We start from the raw sequence: 23,099 nt of genomic DNA on the forward strand, positions 1-23,099 counted from the left end.
TATTTATGACACACTTTAAACACTTAAAAAAAGCTATACAGCTCATCGCAATTGTAATGGTTGCTCTTTCTTGTAAAGATCAGGATCAAACTACTATAGTAAGTGACTCAGAAAATGTTGCAGATCACCCTAAACTAATGCTTACCTCAAAAAGTGTAGATGATATCAAAAGTGCATTAGGGAGTGTACCATTATTTGACAAATCGCTTGAGCGAGCAAAGCAAGAAGTAGATGCGGCAATGGCAGAAGGTATACAAGTGCCCATACCAAAAGATATGGCTGGTGGCTACACCCATACTCAACACAAAAAAAATTATGCCACTTTACAAAAAGCAGGTGCACTGTTTCAAATTACAGGCGACACCAAATATGCAGCGTTTACCAGAGATGTACTACTAGCATATGCAAAGATGTACAAGTCACTACCTCGTCACCCGCAAGAACGCTCATATGCCCGCGGAAAAATCTTTTGGCAATGTCTTAATGATGCAAACTGGCTCGTGTATATGAGTCAGGCGTATGACGGTATAAGAGGATGGATCACAGAAGAAGAACGACAGACCTTAGACAATGAGTTATTTCGCCCCTTTGCAGATTTTCTATCTGTAGAAACGCCACAGTTTTTTAATAGAGTACATAACCATAGCACTTGGGGAACTGTAGCTGTAGGGATGATAGGCTTAGTGATAAATGATGACGAGCTTGTAGATAGAGCTTTATACGGAATTAAGGACGACGGAATAGACAGTGAAGCCCTTGACAATGATGGCGGAACGATAAAGAGAGAAGGACAGAAAACCGGGTTTTTGGCAAATCTAGATGAGCCATTTTCGCCAGATGGTTATTATACAGAGGGGCCTTACTATCAGCGTTATGCGATGTATCCTTTCTTAGCTTTCGCGCAAGCGTTAGAAACTAAAAAACCAGAGCTCAAGATATTTGAATACAACGGTGGTGTACTTATTAAAGCGGTAGATGCCCTATTAAACCTCACAGATGCAGATGGTGAGTTCTTCCCTCTTAATGATGGACAGAAGGGAATGTCATACCAAACGGCGTCCCTAGTTTCTGCTGTAGATATTGCATACTACTACGGTAATCAAGATCCTAGACTACTATCTGTTGCACTACAACAAGACAATGTACAGCTAGATGCCACAGGTCTTGCCGTTGCTCAAGGCATACATCAAGGCAAAGCACAACCTTTTATAAAAGAGTCTATGCTCTTACGTGACGGGGCAAAAGGTGATGAAGGTGGTGTAGCTATATTGCGTGCAAATTATGAGGGCGGCACAATGGCACTTGTTATGAAGAATGCCGCTCACGGCTTAAGTCACGGTCACTTTGATAAATTATCATACTCCTTATATGAAGATGGTGAAGAGGTATTACAAGACTATGGCCTGGCGCGTTTTGTAAATGTAGAGCAAAAAAATGGTGGAGGATATCTTAAAGAAAATACGAGTTGGGCAAAACAAACAATAGCTCACAACACCCTCGTACAAGATGAAAACTCTCATTACAAGGGCATATTTAAAGAAAGTTCAAAACATCACCCAGAGATAACCACTTTTGAAACAAGCGACCCAAACATTCAGGTCGTAAGTGCCGTAGAGGCAAATGCCTACCCCGGCACAGAGTTTACTCGTACTATGATGATGGTAACGCTAGACCATCATAAAAAGCCATTGCTTTTAGATATTCTTAATGTGACCAGTGATGGCAATCACAAATATGACCTCCCACTCTATTATAAAGGGCAGGTAGTAGCGACTAACCTTGATTTAAACACTCCACCACAACTCAGCCCCCTAGGCACAAAGGCAGGTTACCAGCATATCTGGAAAGAGGCTACAGGCATCCCTAGTACAGAAAACACACAGTTTACCTGGCTAGATAACAAGAAGTTTTACTCGGCAACTGTTCTCACAGAGGGTAAAGACCAGTTCATTTTTGGTCGTGTAGGGGCCAGTGATCCAGAGTTTAATTTACGTCGCGACCCTATGCTTATACATCGTCGCAACAATATGAAGGATGGTCTTTTTGTGCAAGTAATAGAGTCTCACGGCACGTATAACCCAGTGACCGAAAAAGCAGAAAATGCTTATGCAGCCGTTCAAAATATTAAATCACTTGCGTCACCTCAAGGGTATACAGCCCTCGAGCTTACCTTACAAAACAAAGACCGTTATATAGTGATTGTGGTAGATTCCGCTTTCGCGAAAGCGCAACACAAACTAGAATTATCTAACAATACATACACCTGGAAGGGTACATATTATTTTAAACAACTTAAAAATTAAACATTATGGAATCATTTGGATCAAGTAAAGAATTTATACAAGGCGCAGACATTGAGTGGGAAGTAGTAGGTGAAGGCGTAAAACGCAAAATAATGGGTTATGACGATAAGATTATGCTCGTTAAGGTATATTTTGAAAAAGGAGGAATAGGACCTATGCACGAGCACTACCATTCTCAAGTAACTTATGTAGAGAGTGGATCTTTTGATGTTACTATAGACGGAAAGACTCAGACCCTCAAAGCTGGAGATTCTTTTTACATTCCGCCACACGATTTACACGGAGCTATTTGTACTGAAGCAGGGGTGCTTATTGACGTTTTCTCACCAATACGCGAAGATTTTATGAAATAGTTAATATTTTAACACTCTTTTTTTTGCATTAACAATTTATTATCATCATATTTGGTTTTCCAAACTGGTAAACCAGTCTGGAAAACCAATAAAAAAAGGACAGCTGCGACACTGTCCTTGATAATCACTTCTGGTAGGAAGTATAAATAAACTTAGAAAGTCTATTTGCTGTAAAAGTAGTAAAACGCATACAGAACCTATAGCACTTAATGTTTTTCTGAGGATTATTTAAAAAACAAATTAATTAAATCTTAAATCATTAATTATGAATGTAAAAACTAAGTTTTCCTTAGCCTTTTTTCTTTTATGTGGTGTATTGCTTTTTGGGCAAGACGCATATATTATAAAAGGTACCGTAGTCTCGGAGGAAGACAATGCTCCTATTCCTGGAGTGAGTGTAATTGTACAAGGTTCTCAAAACGGAGTCTCAACAGATTTTGATGGTAATTACCAGTTGTCTGTATCGGTTGGTGATGTCTTACAGTACTCGTATGTAGGCTTTGCTACTAAGATTGTCCCTATTACTGGGCAAACTGAAGCAAACGTGAGTCTTACAGTAGATGCAAATGCTCTTGAAGAAGTAGTTGTAATAGGTTATGGTACACAATCTAGAACAAAAATTACTGGAGCTGTAGGTAAGGTAAAAAATGAAGATCTAGATCAGATAGCTGTAGGTACGGCAAACGAAGCCCTCGTAGGTCAAGTTGCCGGTCTTAATATACAGGCTACCGAAGGTGAAGCTGGATCTAATGCTACAATAAACATTAGGGGTGTAGGATCTATTGCTGGAGACAGCGGGCCTCTTCTTGTAGTAGATGGCGTAGTTCTCGATGCAGACTTCCTAAACACTGTAGATGTAAACGACATAGACTCTGTAGAAGTTCTTAAAGATGCAGCATCTGCTGCTATTTATGGTTCTAGAGCTTCTGGTGGAGTTATTATAATAACTACTAAACAAGGTAAAGAAGGTAAAACGGTTTTTAGTTACAACACCTTTACTGGTTTTAAGGAAGCAAGACAAAGTGATGCTTATGATATTAGCGTAGCAGCATCTCACGCTAGAGAGCTTGCGAATACTGGAGAACTTTCTCTAAGGTCTCAATATAGAGAGCTTTTAGGTATAGATGAGTCTTGGCAAGATCGCATTTTTGACGGTGGACAGATAGAAAGTCACTCCCTGAGCGCAAGAGGTGGAAGCGAGAAAACAAAATTCAACACCTCATTATCATATGTACACGATGAAGGGGTTCTAATTACAGATGACTTTAAGAAATATAACTTTAGACTTAAAGTAGACACTAAAGTAAATGACAACTTCTCTTTTGGGGCTAACCTTGCTCCTTCTTATACAAATAGAAGACGTTTTGATGGATCTACTCACGATATTTTAAGGCAACAGCCGTGGTTACCTATTTTTCACGATGCAAACTCTATTCAATATGTAGATCGCAACGTGTATCCAGATGTACAAATAGGTGATTATGCTAGAGAACGTCACTTTGATAATTATGATCTCTTTGGAGATGGAAGTGAGCTAGTAGATATAAGTACTACAAGTAACCAAAACCCTGCTGCAAAAGTATTAGAGAGAGATCGTACAGATAAGCAGTTTAGAATGTATGGTAACTTTTACGGAAAGTACAAGATTGCAGAAGGATTAAACTTTAAAGCTACTCTAGGTGGTGATTACCAGTCAAGAAAGCAACGTCGTTACCAAGGAGTAGAAGCTAGCCGTAACGGTGCATCTGCCGCACAACTAGATCTAGACAACTTCGAGCGTATACATATCCTTACTGAAGCATTACTTACTTATGACAAGTCTTTTGGATCGCATAACTTAAGTGCACTTTTAGGAGCCTCTGCAGAGAAGTGGGATCGTGAATACTCATCTGTTGCTGTAAACGGATTTTCAAATGATCTTATACAAACTCTCGGTGGTGGAACAACTGTTATAGAAAATGTATCATATAATACTGAAGAGCGTTTACTTTCATTTTTTGGACGTGTAAACTATTCTTATGAAGATAAATATCTTGCCTCTGTAAGTTTAAGAGCAGATGGACACTCTTCTTTTGGAGTAAATAACAAATATGGTTACTTCCCAGCGGTATCATTAGGTTGGAACCTTGCGAGAGAAGATTTCCTTAGCGAAAGTGATGTAATAAGTAACTTAAAACTTAGAGCTAGTTACGGTTTTACAGGTAACAAAGACTTAAGCCTAGGTAGCGGTCTTATATCTGATAATATTGAACTATACCCATCACTACAATTATACGGACCAAATTCTAGTGTCTTTAACAATGAAGTAGTTAATGGTCTTGCTCCTATAAACGTTGCAAACCCAGATTTACAGTGGGAACGCTCAAGTGAGGCAAACGTCGCTGTAGACTTTGGCCTTTTCCAAGGGAGAATCTCTGGATCTATTGATGCTTATAACAAGACATCAGACCAGTTATTACTTAATGTGCCAGTTTCTACAACTACAGGATTTAGTCAAGCACTTGCAAATAGAGGTGAAGTGGTAAATAAGGGTATAGAGATTGAGTTACGTACACGTAACATTACAAATGAAAACTTTACTTGGAATACGACTATACTAGCTTCTACAAATAAGAATGAACTAACTGACTTTGCTGGAGCAAGTGGACTTATTACAAATGTAGATAGTAAACGTGCTGCAGAGTGGATTACACTTGAAGGACAGCCTATCTCTTCTTTTTATGGTTATGTAGTGGATAGAGATATCCCGCTTGAATTTATAAATGATCCATATGCAGTAGTAGGTGGTGAAGCACAAGATGTTTACGTAAAAGATTTAAATGGAGATGGACTTATAGATGATGAGGATAAAACAATCATAGGTGATCCATTCCCAGATCTCATCTGGAGTGTTGCAAATGATTTCCAAATAGGTGATGTAGATTTTAGCTTCACACTACAAGGAAGCTGGGGTGCAGAGGTAAGAAACATTGCAGACCAGTATATCTTTAATCAGTTTAGTAGTCGTGAGGATTTCAACACAGAAACGACTCCAGATCAACAATTTATTAAAGAGAAAATTTTTACTGATGATATTATTTCTGACGCATCATACGTAGCACTTCGTACGTTGAGCCTTGGATATACTTTTGATAAAGATCTTATCTCACGTGTAGGTTTATCTCGTGCTCGTGTATATGCTTCAGGGCAAAACTTAATGTATATCACTGCAGATGGTTATACTGGATGGAATCCAGAATCATACCAGAATGAAGGTGCTCTTAATGTAGGATACCAACGTGGAGGGTCGCCTATTGCACGTACTATATCGCTAGGAGTTAATTTAGAATTTTAAGAAAGACAACTATGAAAACATTTAAAAATTTATTGATGTTATTGATCGTAGTGAGCACTGTCTCTTGCGGCGATGACTTTTTAGAGCCAGTACCAACAGCGGTACTTGTGGGTGAAACATTCCCAAATAATGCAGAAGAGCTTGAATCTGTTTTAGTATCAGTCTATGACGCACTACAAGGTGTTAATAGCCTTGAGCTTACAGATGCAAGTCTTAATCACTCTCAACAAATTGAGTTCTATGTAACAGAGATGCTCAGTGACAACACGAGATCAAAAAGTGGTGAAGGTGAAGCTGGTCAATTTGACAACTTTACAGTACAACCTACTAATGGTTTTGTATTTGATTACTACCGTAGTATGTATGATATTATTACGAAAGCTAATCTAGTTTTAGATAATATAGATTTAGCCGGTGATAATGCTGCAACTATAGAAGGCGAGGCTAGGTTCTTAAGAGGACTTGCATATTTTAACTTAGTACGCTCGTATGGTGATGTACCACTTATTGATGCACCTATAATTATCACTGACACTGAAGCACAGTTTACCAGAGTAGCAACAAGTGATATTTATGACTTTATTGTTACAGATTTTCAAAATGCTATCTCATCTCTAGATGTTACTAGTACTCCTAACAGAGCTTCAAAAGCTGCTGCACAGGGTATGCTAGCAAAAGTATATTTAACACAAGGAACTAATTATGGTGAAGCTCAAGGTTTACTTGAAGATATCATAAACAGTCAGCAATATGCCCTTGAAGCAGACTTTAGAGATGTATTCTTTAATGAGGCAAATGGTGAAAACATTTTTACTGTAGGTTATGTAGCAAGCAACTCTCTTGAAAGTCAAAACTTCTCAGCAGAAATGCTTAACGGTGTAGGTCGTACAAGTGGAGTAAACTATGTTACAGATGAGGCTATTGCAGCTCTAGATGAATTTGGTGGAGATAGAGCACAATACTCAAAGCGAGTAGATGCACAACAACCTACACAAACTCAAGTAGTAAAATGGATTCCTAATGGAGATGCAGATTTAGGTATTGCAGAAACGAGTAGTGACCCTACGAGTGCAGGTAATGATTGGATTATATTGCGTTATGCAGATGTACTTTTAATGCACGTAGAGGCTATACTAGCTGGTGGTGCTCAGACTACCTCATCTAATGCTCTTGCATCTTTTCAAGAAATTAGAGATAGAGCTGGACTAGCAGATGATCCAGATAATCCAGATGATGATGCAAATACGGTAACTGTAATTACAAGAGATGATTTACTTGTCGAGAGACGTGTAGAACTTGCCTTTGAAAATCACAGAATACACGATTTAAGAAGATTTGGGGTAGCTCAAGATGTTCTTACTGAATTCTCAAATGCAAATGGACATAGCTTTAGCGCTACAGATTTATTATTACCTATTCCTCAGTTTGAAATTAACCTTAGTAATGGGTTATTATCACAAAACCCTGGGTACTAATCTAAAAAATTAAGAAGATGAAATATTTTTTAAAAACAAGCAAGATTGCCCTTTTACTTTTAGGGATGGTGGCAGCCATTTCTTGTGAAAATGAATTAGACCTTCCTGAGGCAGGAAGTCAAGAAGACACAACACCACCAGAAGCAAACTTTATTGCCACGGTAGATATAAATAATTTTGCCATTTACAACTTTGCAAATTTATCTACAAGTGCCACTACGTACTCTTGGGACTATGGTGATGGTAACACTTCTAGTGAGGTAGATGGACAGAACGAATATGCAGCAGAAGGAACATATACAGTAACCCTAACAGCATCTGATGCTTTAGGCGTAGTAAGTACATTTTCGGATGTAGTAGAGGTTGTAGAACCAGAAGAACCAGAAGCTATTATTCCAGTTATAATTGAGCCTAGCTTTGAGGACAACACACTTCCAGATGGTACTGGTGATGGACGTGATTCTTGGCGTAACTCAGATCTAGGAGGCGTGATTCAAATCAACACAAGTAGTACTGTACCAGAAGGTGGACAAGCAGCAAAATTGCCAAGTGACGCTTCTAGAATAGGATATCAAGAACTTACAGTAACACCTAATACAGATTACAGAATTACATATTCATATAGAATAGAAGATCCAGGAGGGTCTGCAACAGTATCTGTTTTACCTGGTGGTGGTTATGTAGACCGCGCTACTGCAGAAGCATCTGCAATTGTTGAGTTTACTGGATCTGATGAAGATTATACACTAGTAACACTTGATTTTAACTCAGGTGCAGATAGTACAGTAAGTATATTCTTTTACAATGCAAGTGTAGAAGCACGTATAGACAACTTTACGGCAGGATTACAATAACATATATTTTGAAGAAAGCCACATTTTTCATATTACTATTACTTTCTACCACGCTGTCTTTTGGACAGATGGTAGAAAGCAGTGGTAATACCCCTAGTGAAATTCTAACTCCAAAAAAAGTAAAGAAAAAAAAGAAAAAGAAACGGAAAAAATATAAACTGCCAGAAATAGATCTTACAAACTGGAAGGTAACCATACCTAAAGGAGATCCTAAAGTAATAGAGGTAAGCCCTCCTGAGATTCTAGAGTATGCAACAAACGAAACTTTAAAGCCATTTATGTACAATGATAGTACACGAGGGGCTATTGTTTTTCACGCCTACCCTAGTAAAACTACCAGAAATACAAAATACTCCAGATCTGAGTTAAGAGAACAAATGGTCTCTGGAGAAAATAATGTAAACTGGACCTTTGAACAAGGTGGTAATATGAAAGTCAAGATGGCTATGGATGCTGTCTCAAGAGCAGAAAATGGTAAATACCACAAAGTAATTATAGCCCAGATACACGGCAGACTTACTAATGAGCAACGAGATAGACTAGGTCAAAAAGATAACAATGCGCCACCCATATTAAAAGTATACTGGCAAGATGGAAAAATAAGAGTAAAGACTAAGGTTTTAAAAAGTCAAAATGTGATTGATGACGCCATATTACTTGACGAAGCCTGGGATGATGATAAGGGGTATACTTTTAAACAAGAAGTAGGCTTCGGAAAATTCACATTAGAGGTAGATGTAGAAGACGGAAAAATGGTAGTATCGTTAAATAATCAAGAGTTTGCTGTATATGACAGTACATCTATCAAAAGATGGAATATCTTTGAAAATTATTTTAAAGTAGGCAACTATTTACAAACCCGAGACGAAGGAGCCTTTGCAAAAGTAAGAGTCTATAAATTAGAAGTAAATCACTGATTTAAAATATAGCAAAAATCTTATATTACAGTAAATCAAACATATAAGAACGTGTAACTATAAATAATTAATTATGAATCTAGACATACGTACAAAATCTGAAAATGCCGATGTTGAGATGTCTATAATTGCTCAAATTCAAGAATTGATCAATTATAAAAATCTTGAGCCTGGAGATAAACTTCCTTCAGAGCGTATGCTTTCAGAAAAGTTTGAAGTGTCTCGCGGTAACGTGAGAAGCGCTATTCAAAAACTTGAATTTTATGGTTTACTTAAATCCATTCCTCAAAGCGGTACGTTTGTAGCAAATATAGGTGTGATTGCAATGAATGGAATTATAGATGATATCTTAAGTCTAGAGACTCCACACTTTAAATCACTAGTAGAAACTAGAATTTTATTAGAACTCAAAACCGCTCGTCTAGCAGCAATGCGCCGCACAGATGATGATCTTAAAGCAATGCGATCTGCACTTGATGCATATACCGAGAAAGTGCTTAATGGAGAAGATGCAGTGCAAGAAGATTTACTCTTCCACCTAGCAATTGCAAAAGCTTCTAGAAACAGTACGATGAACACTTTTATGTTAATGATTACACCAGAGATTATCACAAATTTTGAAAAATACCACGTTTGTGATAGCACAATGGCACAAACCAGTATAGGAGAACACGAGCGCATATATGAAGCTATACGTGATCAAAAAACAAAGGTTGCAAAACAAATGATGAAAGAGCACTTTAAAGCACTATATCAATACTGTTACGATCTATAGTTTATGAGTATATACGCTTTCGCGAAAGCGCAAAAACAATCAAAAAATATTACAAATTTAGAATAGCTATTAAAAAATAGCCAGGGCGTTTACTTTCTTATATGAAATAATAAAGAGCCAAAAAAATATAAAAACTATGAAACTTAAAGGACTAAGATGGTGGATTATAGCGCTCATATGCCTTGCAACCATTATCAACTATATTGATCGTTCTGCCTTTGGAATTATGTGGCCAGAGATGGGGAAAGATCTCGGTATGGATGATTATGATTATGCCTTAATGCTCAACATTTTTATGGTAACCTATGCTGCCGGAAAGTTTCTGTCTGGTAAACTTATGGACATTATAGGTACACGGTTAGGATTTGCATTTTCTATCATACTATGGTCACTTGCCTCTGTTTTTCACGCATTTTCAAAAGGACTGGTTTCATTAGGTATTTTTAGAGGTTTATTAGGTCTGGGAGAAGCAGGAAACTGGCCTGGAGCGGTAAAAAGTAATGGAGAGTGGTTTCCGGTAAACCAGAGAGCACTTGCACAAGGAATTTTTAATGCTGGGGCATCTGTAGGAAGTATTATTGCTCCTGCACTTATTGCTGTTTTATATGGGAATTATGGATGGAGAAGTACGTATATCATCATTGGTGCATTAGGTATCTTATGGGTAATACCTTGGTTTATTATCAATAAAGCCGCTCCAAAACATCACTCGTGGATTACAGATGAGGAAAAAGCCCTCATTATGGAAGGTAGAGCTATTGTAGATGAAAATGCTACAAAGGAAAAAGGTCTTTCTCTTCTGCAAATTTTAAGTTATAAAGAATCTTGGGGTGTTCTTGCTGCGCGATTCTTTATAGAGCCTATCTGGTGGTTATTTGTAGGCTGGATGCCATTATACCTTAACAGTCAGTTTGGTTTTAGTGTAGAAGAAATAGGGTCTACAATGTGGATTTCATACGTAGGAGGTATGATAGGAAGTCTTGCTGGTGGATGGTACAGCGGTAAGTTAATGGCAAAACATTCGGTTGACTTTTCGCGTAAGCGTACGATACTAATAGGGGCTACACTTATATTTTTAGGTCTTTTAGGTATCATTTTCTTAGTAGATGATAATAACCCTATGACGTTTATTTATATAACGGGCGTAGTACTTTTTGGATTTCAGTTTGCTATCGGAAACATCCAGACATTATCTACAGATTTATTTAGAGGGCCTTCTGTGGGAACGCTTGCAGGCCTCGCAGGAACTGTGGGAGCAATATCAGTTATTATTATGAACTGGTTCATACCTATGATAGCTTCTACATCATATACACCTGCATTTATTGTAATTGCAATACTAGCGCCTATGGTTGTGATATCAATCTTTGGGCTAATCAGAAATATAAAAATTGTTGAAAATAACTAATTAATTAAAAAACTATGAGTAAAAATAAAGGTAAAGTGGCTATCGTAACTGGTGCCACAGGAGGAATAGGATTTGCTGTTGCAAAGAGACTGGGAGAAGAAGGATATACGGTTATCATAAACGGTATTCAAGATGAAGATGGTGCGCAACGACTAGAGGAGCTTAAAGCTGCTGGAGTAACTGCAGAGTACTACGGTTTTGACGTAACTAAAGAAGAAGAGGTTACAGCAAACATCAAAAAAATAGGTGAAAAATACGGTAAGATAGATGTGCTTGTAAACAATGCAGGAGGTCTAGGTGGTAGATCACGTTTTGAAGAAATGACAACAGAGTTTTACAGATTTGTAATGGCTCTTAACCTTGACAGTGTATTTTTTGCTTCTAGAGCGGCGATTCCATTCTTAAAGAAAGGTGACCACCCTACTATTATTAACTATACGTCTAACGCAGGATGGAATGCCGGAGGACCAGGTGCTGGAATCTATGGTACATCTAAGGCTGGAGTGCATACTATTACAAGAGCACTTGCAAAAGATCTAGCTGAGTATGGTATACGTGTAAACGCTGTATCGCCAGGTACGATAGATACACCTTTCCACAAGCAAATTAAAGAGACAAAACCAGAAGTGTTTGCTTCGTGGGCAAATAATATTATGCTAGGTAGATTAGGACAACCAGAAGATGTTGCAGGTGTTGTATCATTTTTAGCAAGTGCAGATGCAGCCTTCTTAACTGCCGAAACTATTCAAGTAGGTGGTGGTCAAGCATTAGGTATATAACTAGCATATGAGCAAAGTAGTCACCTTTGGAGAAATAATGTTGCGTCTCTCTACAGAGCGCTTCTTGAGATTCTCACAAGCCAAAACCTTTGGAGCTACCTACGGTGGTGGTGAGTTTAATGTAGCAGTATCACTTAACAACTTAGGTGTTCCTGCAGAGTTTGTAACACGTCTTCCTCACAATGAGATAGGCGATACTGCGCTGCAAGAAATAAAAAAACTAGGTGTAGGTGATACACATATACACAGAGGTGGAGATCGATTAGGTATTTACTTTTTAGAAACAGGAGCCGGAACAAGAGCCAGCAACGTCGTTTACGACCGTGCTGGCAGTTCTATGGCTACCGTTACAAAGGGAGCTTTTGACTGGGAGACCATTTTTAAAGGAGCATCTTGGTTTCACTGGAGTGGTATCACTCCAGCCATATCTGAGCAAGCTGCTTTAGAATGTCTAGAAGCAGTTAAAATGGCAAAGAAAATGGGACTCACCATTTCTACAGATTTAAATTACAGATCTAAATTATGGAAATGGGGAAAAGAACCTCACGAGGTAATGCCAGAACTACTCAAGTATAGCAACCTTATACTAGGCGACATAGACACTGCATATTTTATGCTGGGAGAACCTAAAGTACAGCCCAATTATCACGACGAAAAGTCGTTACCTGTGCTGTATGATAAACTCTTTAAAATGTGCCCAGATCTAAAGCAAGTTGCGACCACACTGCGCTACTCTGTAAGCGCCTCTCACCAGCGCATAGGAGGAATACTATATGACGGTGATCAAATTTATAAAGCACACGTGCAAGAGGTAACTCCCGTGGTAGATCGTGTAGGTAGTGGAGACGCCTTTATGGGAGGTCTTGCATATGGCCTCATAGATAAACCTATGGATAAACAACGCGCAATAGATATTGCCGTGGCTTCTTGTTGCCTTAAACATACTATTTACGGCGATTATAACCTCGTATCTTTACAAGACATAGAGCGATTTATGGATGGAGATCAAACAGGTAAAGTTTCAAGATAATTATGGCAAGATTTACAAGAATAGAAGTAGCTCAAGCAATGAAAGACACAGGCATCGTGCCTTTGTTTTATAACGAGTCTATTGAGGTGGGTAAAAACATTCTCAGAGCCTGCCATAGTGCAGGTGCTCGCGTGATAGAGTTTACAAGTAGAGGCGATAATGCCCACAAAGTATTTGATGCGTTGTGCGCTTTCGCGAAAGCGGAATTACCAGAGCTCATACTAGGTGTAGGTAGTATTACAGATGGTGCTGCAGCATCGCTTTATATGCAACTAGGCGCAAACTTTATTGTAACACCAGTGTTACGAGAAGATATCGCCTTAGTGTGTAACAGAAGAAAAGTACTCTGGTCACCAGGCTGTGGGTCTCTTACAGAAATTGCTCGTGCAGAAGAATTAGGTTGTGAGGTAGTAAAGCTTTTTCCTGGAGGGATATATGGAGCTCAGTTTGTAAAAGCTATAAAGGGCCCGTGTCCTTGGACCTCTATAATGCCTACAGGTGGAGTATCTCCTACTCAAGAGAGTCTGGAAGAATGGTTTAACGCAGGTGTTACTTGCGTAGGTATGGGATCAAAACTTATCGCTCCAGATGCGACAACAGGTGTTTGGGATTATAAAGCTATTGAACAAAAAACCAAAAAAGCGCTAGACATTGTAGCTTCAATTAAAAAAGCATAATAAGATTTTACAACACTCACAATATTTGAATTAGTTTGCTTACTACAAAAATGAGTGTATAATAAAGAGTATCGGGGGATGCTCTTTATTTTTTTGCCTTTTAATGAAGGTTAGGAGGCTTTTAAGAAGCTAACATAAACATTACAAGCCTTACACACAAAGACTTCCTAAAGCATAAAAAAGCCGACTAATTAAAGTCTGCTTTTCTACTTGCGATCTTAGATTATAGTCATCTACATTCCATATATGGAAGTTTATCACCTCTACTTTACTCAAGACACCATCTTAATTTATAAAATGTTTTAACACCTTATCTACCGCAATCAAGAGAAAATTAATAGATACTAATTCTCCACTAGATAGTTGGAAAGACATTGCTTCCAACTCATTAAGTACATTTTTCACCCGTGAGAGTGACATAATTATATTTGTTTATCATTCAATTTTAAACAATAAAATTCTACTGAAAATCAGCTGCTTTAAAAGGATATTTTCTTGGTGTTTTCTGAATGGTAATCCAATGTGCTACGGTAAACGATTTTACACCCCATTGTCCATTAAAACGACCTAGCCCTGAGTTTTTAACTCCACCGAATGGTGCATAGGCACTATCATTAACTGGTTGGTCATTAATATGTGTCATACCAGCTTCAATACCTTGTGCAAATGCCATTCCTTTTGCTTCGTCTTGTGTAAATACAGAACTAGATAAACCGTAGTCTGTAGCATTTGCTAATCGTAGCGCATCTTCCGTATCTTTTGCTCTAGCAATAGACACTGCTGGTCCAAAAATCTCATTTTGAAATAATGGGCAATTTTCGTCTACATCTACAAAAACGTGTGGCGGCATATGTAAACCTTCAGCTTCTCCACCTAATGCCATTTTGTAACCTTGTTCTTTTGCATCGTCTATTAACCCTTTAACAGTATCAAACTGGTTTTGATCAATAATAGGACCTACAAACGTATCCGGATCATTCATATCCAATCGTTTTAAGGCCTTTACTTTTGCTATAAACTTCTCTGTAAATTCGTCATAGACTTTATCTTCAACGATAATTCTGTTGATAGCCATACAGATTTGACCTTGGTTCATAAATTTACCCCAAGCTGCTGCTTCAACCGCTTGATCAATATCAGCATCTTCAAGCACTACAAACGGACTGTTTCCTCCCAATTCTAGCTCGATATTTTTAATAATATCTGCTTCCAGAGCATTTTTACCAACTTGACGACCCACTGGTGTTGAGCCTGTAAACGAAATTAGTTTAGAGATTGGATGCTTTGTAATTGCAGTACCAATAGTACTTCCTCCACCTGGTAAAACGCTTAATAACCCTTTCGGGAAACCTGCCTCTTCTAAAAAAGAAGCGAATATTAATCCGCCTGTTACTATAGACGTTGATGCTGGTTTTAACACCACAGCGTTACCAACTGCCAATGCTGGACCTAAAGTACGCGCGGTTAATTGACCCGGAAAATTCCAAGGAGAAATTAATCCGATAACTCCTAATGGTTTTCTAACTGCTATAGATTCTTTGCCATCAATATCTTGTGGTAATATTTTACCTTCTACTTGTAATGGTAAATGCACCGCACTTTCAAAAACGCTAGCTACTAATTCTGCTTCAAAATACCCTTTTGCTAAGGTTGCTCCAACTTCTTTTCTTGCCCATTCTGCAAACTCTTGCTTTCGGTTTCTAACTACTTCGGCTAGTTTTAGCATCATTCTACTCTTTTCAGGAGGTAGTACCGCTGCCCATTTTTTCTGCGCAACTGCTGCTTGTTCAAAAGCTTCATTTACATCATCTGTAGTAGCTCCATTTAAAGAGAATAATTCCTCTTGGTTCCAAGGATTAATATCCTTGATTGCTGGTCCTTTTCCGTCTTTCCATTCGCCACCAACAAATATTTTTCTCGTATAATTCGGTAATTTATCTTGTGTTTTCATTTTCATTGTGTTTTAATAGTTGATACTAAAGTGTCACGATTACTTTACCCACTGTTCTTCCTTTTTCTACTTCGGTATGAGCAGCAGCCATATCTTTAAAAGCAAACGTTTTGTAAATGTTTGGTTTAATACTACCGTTTTCTAACATTTCTTTTAAGGTGTTCATATCTTCAGCACTAGAGTGTACTAAGATGTCTGAAACGGTTTTGTTCTCCTTTTTGGCTGATGCTTTTAAGTCATCTAAATCCATACCTACTGTTGTATAGGCTGTACCACCGCTTTTTAAAACTTTTACCGAATTTTCTAATACTTCACCACCTTGCGTATCTAACACAAAGTCGATATCAGATAGAATTTCTTCAAACTTTTCAGTGTGATAATCAATTGCATTATCTGCTCCAATGGAGGTGACAAATTCGCTATTTTTTGCCGAGGCAGTAGTATTTACAAAAGCTCCCATTGCTTTTGCAATTTGAATCCCAAAATGACCAACACCACCAGAACCTGCTTGTATTAGTACTTTATCACCTTTATTAATCCTTCCTTCTAAGATTTGTAATGCAGTTAAAGCAGCTAAGGTTGTAGCAGCAGCCTCTTCAAAAGAGACGTTGTCTGGCATTATAGCTAAATGTGCTTCTGGCGCAGCAACAAATTCCGCGTAAGCGTTACCTACACCAGGAAAGTTTACCATACCAAAAACTTTGTCGCCTATTTTAAAATTGGTGACTTCAGTACCAACTTCTGTTACGGTTCCTGCTATGTCCCAGCCTAAAATAACAGGTCGTTTTTCACCGTACATCATATTCAGCATCTTATCTTGATACTTTGGTTTTACATCTGCCGGGTTTAATGAAATAGCCTTTACCGCTACTAATACTTCGTTATTTTTTATGCCTGGTTTTGCTACTTCTGCTAAGTGAAGGTTTTCTGGTCCTCCTGCTTTTTCTAATACTATTGCTTTCATATTGTACGTTTTTTTTGATTAAAATAATGGATTATCGTTGGCAGATTTGTCACCCGCATTAAAAGTATTGAAGGCATCCCAATGCTCAGATATTTTACCATCTGTAACTCTAAACACGTCCATTGTAGATGTTCTGTTCCCGTCTTTTTCGGTAATTACTTGCACAAAAACAAGGTCTTTTTCAGCAATTACAAGGTTAAAATTTAGCTTATACTTCGGAGTATCTTTAAACCAAATCGGAAGCATTTTTTGCAATGCCTCTCTACCATCGGCAACATTGGGATTGTGCTGTACATAGACCGGACCTACATATTTATCCATATTTTGATAATTCTGATTACCGAAAAGGTCTTGATAAAAATCTGTTACCAATTTTTTATTTGCTTCTAAGGTTGCTTTCTCCTCTTTTTGAGTAGATATTTGAGTCTCAAGACGTGAGATATTTTCATTTAGCTTTTTTGACTCAGCTGAGTTGTCTGTACAAGAGGCTAATAAAAATGTGCCTAAAACTATTATTGATAATTGTATTTTTTTCATAATATTTCTTTTAAATTATTTTTTATTGTAGACAACGGTCATTCCCTTGCCTTGCTTAAGTGTTAAGCGCATTTTGGTATCTGTAACTTCAATTACAAGTTCATCATACCCTAAATCCATATTTCCGATTTTGCTGGTTCTGGTGAAGAAATTATTTTTCCAATCCCAAGTACCTGTCAATACTTTACCTCCAAAAACTCCAAATATTTGTCCGTCGTGCGTAGCAACAGATTGTCCGTCTTTGTCACCATAAAAATTGTCGGCAGCTATCTTTAAGTATTCTTCTTTTGTGTTTATTCTTTTCCAATTTTCATCTACAGGTATAGCTTCACTAATAGTTGATGGAAGTGTGTAAGATGCTATCGAATTACTAAATAGAACCGGAGTAAATAACACATTGTTTTCTATAGTAATATCCGCTAAACCTTTCGGGAAGTTTCCAATTAATTGTCGCGTATTTTCATTTATATAAAACAAGTCACTAACCGTACCTCCTGTTACTAAAAAACCATCATTAACAGCAGTTAAACCGTCTAAAGCTCCTAGTTGATAACTACTTTTAAACCGTGATATCATTTTATCTTTTAGGTTGACTTTATATAGACTGCCAAACTTATTTGGTGAAATTTCTAAAGTCAATTCTTCACCAAAATTTGCAATAACTAAGTCTTCATTTTGAATATAAAGTCCGTTTGGATGCTTAATTTCTGGGGATTGAAACCAAACTTCTAATTTGTTATTTTCTAATGTGAAAATTTTACCACTTGCTATATCGGAGATAAAAACCTGTCCGTTTTTAGAAACTACCACATCATTTAATGACACAACATCTCGAGAAGTAATGCTATTTACGACTTTACCATTTTTAACATTGATAATATGTAGCTCCTTACCATCGCCAACGTATAATTTGTCTTGATATAGTGCTAAGCCTGCAGGCGAATTTAAACCTGTTACCCATTTATAATTATCAACTTTTCCGTCCTTTGAAATTCTACTTATATACCCTTTGTTATTTTGATTTACGTTAGAAGCATACAACCAATTCTCTGTTGGTGATGCCACAATAGACTCAGGCATAGAAAAGCCATCTAACTCCCAGTTTTTAACTAATTGTTGTGTTGTATTTATGTGATTAGATGCAGTATAGCTTGTTTCTTCTAAAACTTCCTTTAAAGTAAATATGCCATTATTTGCAGCTGGAAAGCCCGTATACAAGCTTAACAAAATCATAGTTTCTGAAATCTCATTTGGCGTAGCACCTAAATTTAAGGCAGCCTTTATATGGGACTTTAACTGCGACTTTGCATTTGCTTGTGTAGTAAGACTAGCAATTATTAATAATTCTTTGGTTTTAAAACCTATACCTTTTCTGTTATAAATTTCTCCAAAACCATAGCGAATAATATAATCTGCCATATCTGGAGAGACGCTTTTAAAAGCTGTTTCCAAACCTTTTGAAGCTCCTTCGCCATTAACCTCATTAACAATTTTTACGCCTGTTTTATAGTTGTCTTCTTTAGTGTTTTGCGCAATACCTGCAAAAGAGAAAGACAATGCTAAAACTAAAATGATGTACTTTTTCATAACCTTCTTATTTGCCGTTTTGCTTTGCAGTTGCTTTTGGTGAGGCACCTTGCTTCAACGTTTTGTTTCTGAATTTTTCGGTTTGAGGAAGCTGTAGGTTTACTTGGTTTATTTCTTGAATTTCTACTTGAAGTTTGTCAAACTTGATATCTTCTAAATGTCCTCCCAGTGTTATATCTTCAGATAAAAAGTGAAAGTGCATTCCCGGAATCACTACGTTTCCAATATAATCTGGCGTAAATAAGCCGACTAAAGTTCCTTTGATATTTTCTCTAGTATACATTACTCTTGTATCTAAATATTCAAATAGAGAAACATCTTCATTTTCCACTTTATGTGCAGATGCCATTTTTAGATATCCAAACTCCCCTTTAATTCTGTAAGCGTAAAAACTGTTTTTAGAAGTAGAGTATTTTTTAAGTTCTTTGTTTAGTTCTTCATAAGAGGCAATGTTTTCAACGGTTACCGTTTTTTTAGGTTGAAAATTTATCATCGTCATATTAGGCGATTGTAAATCTTCCGGAGCCTCTTTAATTCCGCCTTCCGCATCAATAGTATATACCACACCATCTACAGCAACCAGCTCACCTGCTAGGTGGTTTACGGTACCAATACCAATATTACCTTGCTGTACCATTTGTTCTGGCGTAAAATCACCTTCATAAATACTATTTAACAATGCAACCGTTGGCGCATATTGATGAATGGTGTTTTCCGTATGTGGTGCTAATCCGTTATCATCAACGTTGTGTGGATGCGGATGTTCGTGATCCTGCGTTTCTGTAGTTGAAACTGCTTCTTTTTTGTCCTGATTTCCACAGCTAGCTAAAATTGCCAAGGAAACTAATAGAATTACTTTTTTCATAAGAGTGCTTTTTAGTTGATTATTGATTTCTCTTAAATTTCTGTAACGAAATTCATATACTGCTTTAAATCACCAATGACAGCTTCTTCCATCAGTTTGCCTGTTTTTACTGCATAAGGTTGATTAAAGTGAATGTCCCAAACATCAGATTCTTTTCTCCAATGCTCATAAACTGCTAGGGTATCCTCTTGATTATCTACTGTATATAAATCAAAAAGAATGTTGCCTTCTTCCTCTTTTCTTGTGTGGGTAATGTGATTTTCAAACTGTTCAAGAAGTGCTCCTCTAAATTCAGTTTTTAGTTTAAAAATGAAGAAAATAATAAATACTTCATCTTCAGAATTTGCAGATTTAGAATGATCTGGAAGCGGATTTGTATCGCCTAAAAAGTAGAAATCTGGAGCCGACTGTAAGGCGGTCTGTCCTACTTCCATTAACTTCTTGGTATGTGGCTCGTTATCGTGAGCTGTAATAGCAGCTTTGTCTGCCCAACGTTCGTAAACAAAAAACACATTATCTTCTGCTTTAGATACAAATACTTTAATCTCTTTATTACCAGCTTCTTTTTGTGTTGCCGCTTGTGCTTCTTTAAGCGTTACTGCAAAGGTGTCTTTGTGTTCTGGTTTTGCAGTAAATTTTACTATTGTACTTTTCATAATAATGTTCTTTAGAATTGAATCGCCTTTTATTTTAATGGAGTAAGTGGTACTTTTTGAATGATTGTAACTTCTTTTATTTTTGCAAATCTGTCATTTGGATTATCCTTTACAATCCAATGGTGTGAAGTAGTTGCGGTTAATTTTTGGCCCTCATTTGATATCCCTTTCCAAACAAAATCTACATTCACTTCATATTCCTTTTCTGAAATTACTTTTACAGTAAAGTTCTCTGGAAAATGACTGCTTTCCTTCAATTGTTTTGGTGTTCCATTCAACCATTGTTCGAATTGCTCTATGGTAACAATAGGTTCGCTATTTGTTGAAAAATTAAGTTTAAATCCATCTGCTAATACCTCTTTAAAAGGCGCAACATTACCATCTAACTGTTCCATATTTAAGAGCCAGTAGTGCATAAGGGATAACATTCGGTTTTCTGGATACGCATCCTCAAACGTTGGGTCTTTAATCTCGCCAGTAGGGTTAATATTAATTTCTGTAAACACAGGTAAAAGCGCACCAGGAACCTCTTTTAAAAATGTGCTGTAATGCAAAGGATAACTATCATTAGAACCGTCTGACTTTAAATTTTGATAAATAATATCAGCTTCTAAATTAATAGTACCGTTCTCTAATGTATTAACTTCTATATTTTGAATATGATGCGCATTTTTCCATCCTTTATAAACTTTTAATCTTTCAGGATAATTTTCTTTGCCTTGCATTTCTCCAGCTCCAGATTTCATTTTTATATCATCTGCTAAAATTTCTAACTGATTTTCTAGTCGCTGTTTATTTTCAATATCACGTTCATAAAAAAGATACCAACGGTGATATTGTACGATAGCTGCGTGAACAATTTTTGTGTTTGCTTCCATAATTTATTTAGTGTTAGAAATGAATTTTTTAATATCATTAGCTACTTCCTCTGGAATTTCTAATTGTGGAGAGTGCGATGCGTTTTCAAGAACTACTAACTTCGCATTGGGTATATGATCTCTGTAGTACTCTGCCACATTAAACTTTACCACTTCATCGTGTCTACCTTGCAAGACTAATGTGGGGACTTTTATAGATTGTACATCATCTTTTAGATTGAAATATTTTCCGTTTTTAATTGCAGGAATTAAAGAACCATCAACAAAATCTTTACTGTTGTTAACCGTTTCAATCATATAATCTGCTATTGGACCTGGTAGTTCCGGCACTTTGTAAAACACACGTGAAAGCACCGCATTCAGCTCTTCTTCATTCTCAATTTCTTTACCAAAACCACCATACACAACGTGGTCATCTATATTAATACCCGCAGCATCTAGTAAAATTAGGTTGTTAAGGTCATTGGGATATTTAATAGCAAATGCTGCAGCGGTATGTCCGCCCATTGAGTTACCAACAAGGTTAAATTGATTTACGCCCAATTTCTCTAAAAAAAATTTTAAAAATGTTGCTTGTCCATCTATGGAATAATCAAGTCCTTCTTTTTTTTCATTTTCACCGTGACCCGCCAAATCGGGTAGAATTAAATGATAATCTTCTGATAAAAATTTAGCCGTTTGTAAAAAACTACTTTTATCATCTCCCATACCGTGAACAAGAACAAAGTCTGGCTTATCATCTTCCCCTTCACTTGCATAGAAATGAACAGTGTAGCCATTTATTTCAACCGTCTTTTTCTCAAGACCCGAAGCACGAGCATAGCTGGCATTGGTTTGGTCTACAAGAACCTTTGGAAAGAAGAAGTATATGACTGCTACAGCAATCACTAATACTCCAATAATTCCTCCAATTATTTTTAAAAACTTATTCATAATTTCTAGAGTTTTAAATTTGATTATAACTGCGTAATAACTGTTTCTTCAGGAAACCTTGACTTTGGTAATTTTGCATTAAAGTCACTGTCTTTTCTATAACCTAAAGACACAACTGCTAGAGCGGTGAAGCCTTTTTCGCGTAAGCTAAATTCTTCATCTAAGGCTTTTACATCTACACCTTCCATTGGGCAAGCATCAATACCTAAGGCAGCTGCACCTAATAAAAGTGCCCCCATATTTAAATACACTTGCTTTTCCATCCAGTGTGGTAAATCTTTAAGGTCATAGCGATGAATGTTTGCAAATAGCATACGACCACCGTGCATTTGATCTTTAAACTCTTGTGCTGCAAAGCGACCATCTTGGTCTTCTTGCTCCAAAATGCTATTCATATAATCTTCGTCTGCATCTGTGCGAGCTGCGATAACAATTACGTGAGATGCATCTAAGACTTTTGGTGTGTTGAATTTGAAAAATCCTTGTGTGCCTTTTGCAATTCGCTCTTTACCTTCTTGGGTATCTGCAATTAAAAAATGCCAAGGTTGTAGGTTTACACTAGAAGGACTTAAACGCAGTACATCTTTTATTTGTTGAAAATCTGCATCTGATATTTTCTTAGTTGCATCAAATTCTTTTGCAGAGTAACGCTTGTTTAATATTTCTGTTAGATTCATTTTATGATTTATTTAACTTATTGATTATTAATACTATCAAAATTATAGTACAAATGTATGCGTGAAGTTGATACGCGTCAATAACGGTCAAGAAGTATAGTATCTAAAATTAGTTGCAAAATACTGTATATCAGAAACTTAAATAT

General features: G+C 37.0%; 21 protein-coding genes. 11 read left to right on the forward strand and 10 right to left on the reverse strand.

Translation table 11 applies throughout. From position 1 onward, the window contains the following. Window positions 1–5: 5 nt before the first annotated feature. The 11 genes from ACJJVM_RS06330 to ACJJVM_RS06380 all read left to right on the forward strand — a co-directional run bounded on the left by ACJJVM_RS06330 (window position 6) and on the right by ACJJVM_RS06380 (window position 13,905). Window positions 6–2,303, forward strand: a complete 2,298-nt coding sequence (locus ACJJVM_RS06330; RefSeq protein WP_405211135.1) for an alginate lyase family protein — start codon at window positions 6–8, stop codon at window positions 2,301–2,303. A gap of 5 nt (window positions 2,304–2,308) precedes the next feature. Then, window positions 2,309–2,656: a cupin domain-containing protein gene (locus ACJJVM_RS06335; RefSeq protein ID WP_298352713.1), complete on the forward strand. Its 348-nt coding sequence runs from the start codon at window positions 2,309–2,311 to the stop codon at window positions 2,654–2,656. Between the two features lie 265 nt (window positions 2,657–2,921). After that, complete coding sequence (locus tag ACJJVM_RS06340; protein ID WP_298352710.1) at window positions 2,922–5,990, forward strand: TonB-dependent receptor; 3,069 nt, start codon at window positions 2,922–2,924, stop codon at window positions 5,988–5,990. Between the two features lie 11 nt (window positions 5,991–6,001). Next, window positions 6,002–7,465 carry a RagB/SusD family nutrient uptake outer membrane protein gene (locus ACJJVM_RS06345; RefSeq protein WP_405211136.1) on the forward strand — a complete coding sequence of 488 codons (1,464 nt, stop codon included), beginning with the start codon at window positions 6,002–6,004 and terminating at the stop codon, window positions 7,463–7,465. A gap of 17 nt (window positions 7,466–7,482) precedes the next feature. Further along, the gene (locus ACJJVM_RS06350; protein ID WP_298352703.1) at window positions 7,483–8,319 is read left to right on the forward strand and encodes a PKD domain-containing protein; all 837 of its coding nucleotides are present in this window, start codon (window positions 7,483–7,485) and stop codon (window positions 8,317–8,319) included. Between the two features lie 68 nt (window positions 8,320–8,387). Beyond that, window positions 8,388–9,236 (forward strand): polysaccharide lyase family 7 protein, encoded by an 849-nt coding sequence (locus tag ACJJVM_RS06355; RefSeq protein ID WP_405212179.1) that lies wholly within the window; start codon window positions 8,388–8,390, stop codon window positions 9,234–9,236. A gap of 73 nt (window positions 9,237–9,309) precedes the next feature. After that, the gene (locus tag ACJJVM_RS06360; protein WP_298352700.1) at window positions 9,310–10,011 is read left to right on the forward strand and encodes a FadR/GntR family transcriptional regulator; all 702 of its coding nucleotides are present in this window, start codon (window positions 9,310–9,312) and stop codon (window positions 10,009–10,011) included. A gap of 136 nt (window positions 10,012–10,147) precedes the next feature. Beyond that, window positions 10,148–11,419: an MFS transporter gene (locus ACJJVM_RS06365; protein WP_298352697.1), complete on the forward strand. Its 1,272-nt coding sequence runs from the start codon at window positions 10,148–10,150 to the stop codon at window positions 11,417–11,419. A gap of 14 nt (window positions 11,420–11,433) precedes the next feature. Next, a complete protein-coding gene (locus tag ACJJVM_RS06370; RefSeq protein ID WP_405211137.1) occupies window positions 11,434–12,198 on the forward strand; it encodes an SDR family NAD(P)-dependent oxidoreductase in 765 nt (254 codons plus the stop codon). A gap of 7 nt (window positions 12,199–12,205) precedes the next feature. Further along, the gene (locus ACJJVM_RS06375) at window positions 12,206–13,228 is read left to right on the forward strand and encodes a sugar kinase (RefSeq protein WP_298352691.1); all 1,023 of its coding nucleotides are present in this window, start codon (window positions 12,206–12,208) and stop codon (window positions 13,226–13,228) included. Window positions 13,229–13,230: 2 nt separating this feature from the next. Continuing rightward, on the forward strand, window positions 13,231–13,905 hold the full coding sequence (locus ACJJVM_RS06380) for a bifunctional 4-hydroxy-2-oxoglutarate aldolase/2-dehydro-3-deoxy-phosphogluconate aldolase (protein ID WP_035326842.1): 675 nt from the start codon (window positions 13,231–13,233) through the stop codon (window positions 13,903–13,905). A gap of 285 nt (window positions 13,906–14,190) precedes the next feature. Here the strand turns inward: ACJJVM_RS06380 and ACJJVM_RS06385 are convergent, their stop codons facing one another. From ACJJVM_RS06385 to nfsB, 10 genes are read right to left on the reverse strand one after another with little or no spacing between them, the layout of a single operon-like run. Next, window positions 14,191–14,325, reverse strand: a complete 135-nt coding sequence (locus tag ACJJVM_RS06385) for a hypothetical protein (protein WP_405211138.1) — start codon at window positions 14,323–14,325, stop codon at window positions 14,191–14,193. 40 nt (window positions 14,326–14,365) lie between these two features. After that, complete coding sequence (locus ACJJVM_RS06390) at window positions 14,366–15,862, reverse strand: aldehyde dehydrogenase family protein (RefSeq protein WP_405211139.1); 1,497 nt, start codon at window positions 15,860–15,862, stop codon at window positions 14,366–14,368. Window positions 15,863–15,881: 19 nt separating this feature from the next. Then, on the reverse strand, window positions 15,882–16,820 hold the full coding sequence (locus tag ACJJVM_RS06395; protein ID WP_405211140.1) for an NADP-dependent oxidoreductase: 939 nt from the start codon (window positions 16,818–16,820) through the stop codon (window positions 15,882–15,884). Between the two features lie 18 nt (window positions 16,821–16,838). After that, a complete protein-coding gene (locus ACJJVM_RS06400) occupies window positions 16,839–17,357 on the reverse strand; it encodes an ester cyclase (RefSeq protein WP_215939403.1) in 519 nt (172 codons plus the stop codon). 15 nt (window positions 17,358–17,372) lie between these two features. Beyond that, window positions 17,373–18,944, reverse strand: coding sequence for a carboxymuconolactone decarboxylase family protein (locus ACJJVM_RS06405; RefSeq protein WP_405211141.1), 1,572 nt, complete (start codon window positions 18,942–18,944; stop codon window positions 17,373–17,375). Window positions 18,945–18,951: 7 nt separating this feature from the next. Then, a complete protein-coding gene (gene budA / locus ACJJVM_RS06410) occupies window positions 18,952–19,809 on the reverse strand; it encodes an acetolactate decarboxylase (RefSeq protein ID WP_405211142.1) in 858 nt (285 codons plus the stop codon). Window positions 19,810–19,841: 32 nt separating this feature from the next. Further along, window positions 19,842–20,465: a putative quinol monooxygenase gene (locus ACJJVM_RS06415; RefSeq protein WP_405211143.1), complete on the reverse strand. Its 624-nt coding sequence runs from the start codon at window positions 20,463–20,465 to the stop codon at window positions 19,842–19,844. A gap of 29 nt (window positions 20,466–20,494) precedes the next feature. Next, on the reverse strand, window positions 20,495–21,343 hold the full coding sequence (locus ACJJVM_RS06420; protein ID WP_405211144.1) for a hypothetical protein: 849 nt from the start codon (window positions 21,341–21,343) through the stop codon (window positions 20,495–20,497). Between the two features lie 3 nt (window positions 21,344–21,346). After that, complete coding sequence (locus ACJJVM_RS06425) at window positions 21,347–22,276, reverse strand: alpha/beta fold hydrolase (RefSeq protein WP_405211145.1); 930 nt, start codon at window positions 22,274–22,276, stop codon at window positions 21,347–21,349. A 23-nt stretch (window positions 22,277–22,299) separates the two neighbouring features. Next, window positions 22,300–22,953: an oxygen-insensitive NAD(P)H nitroreductase gene (gene nfsB, locus ACJJVM_RS06430; RefSeq protein ID WP_405211146.1), complete on the reverse strand. Its 654-nt coding sequence runs from the start codon at window positions 22,951–22,953 to the stop codon at window positions 22,300–22,302. Window positions 22,954–23,099 lie beyond the last annotated feature (146 nt).

This window comes from Dokdonia sp. Asnod2-E02 (assembly GCF_045063915.1).
GTDB lineage: Bacteria > Bacteroidota > Bacteroidia > Flavobacteriales > Flavobacteriaceae > Dokdonia.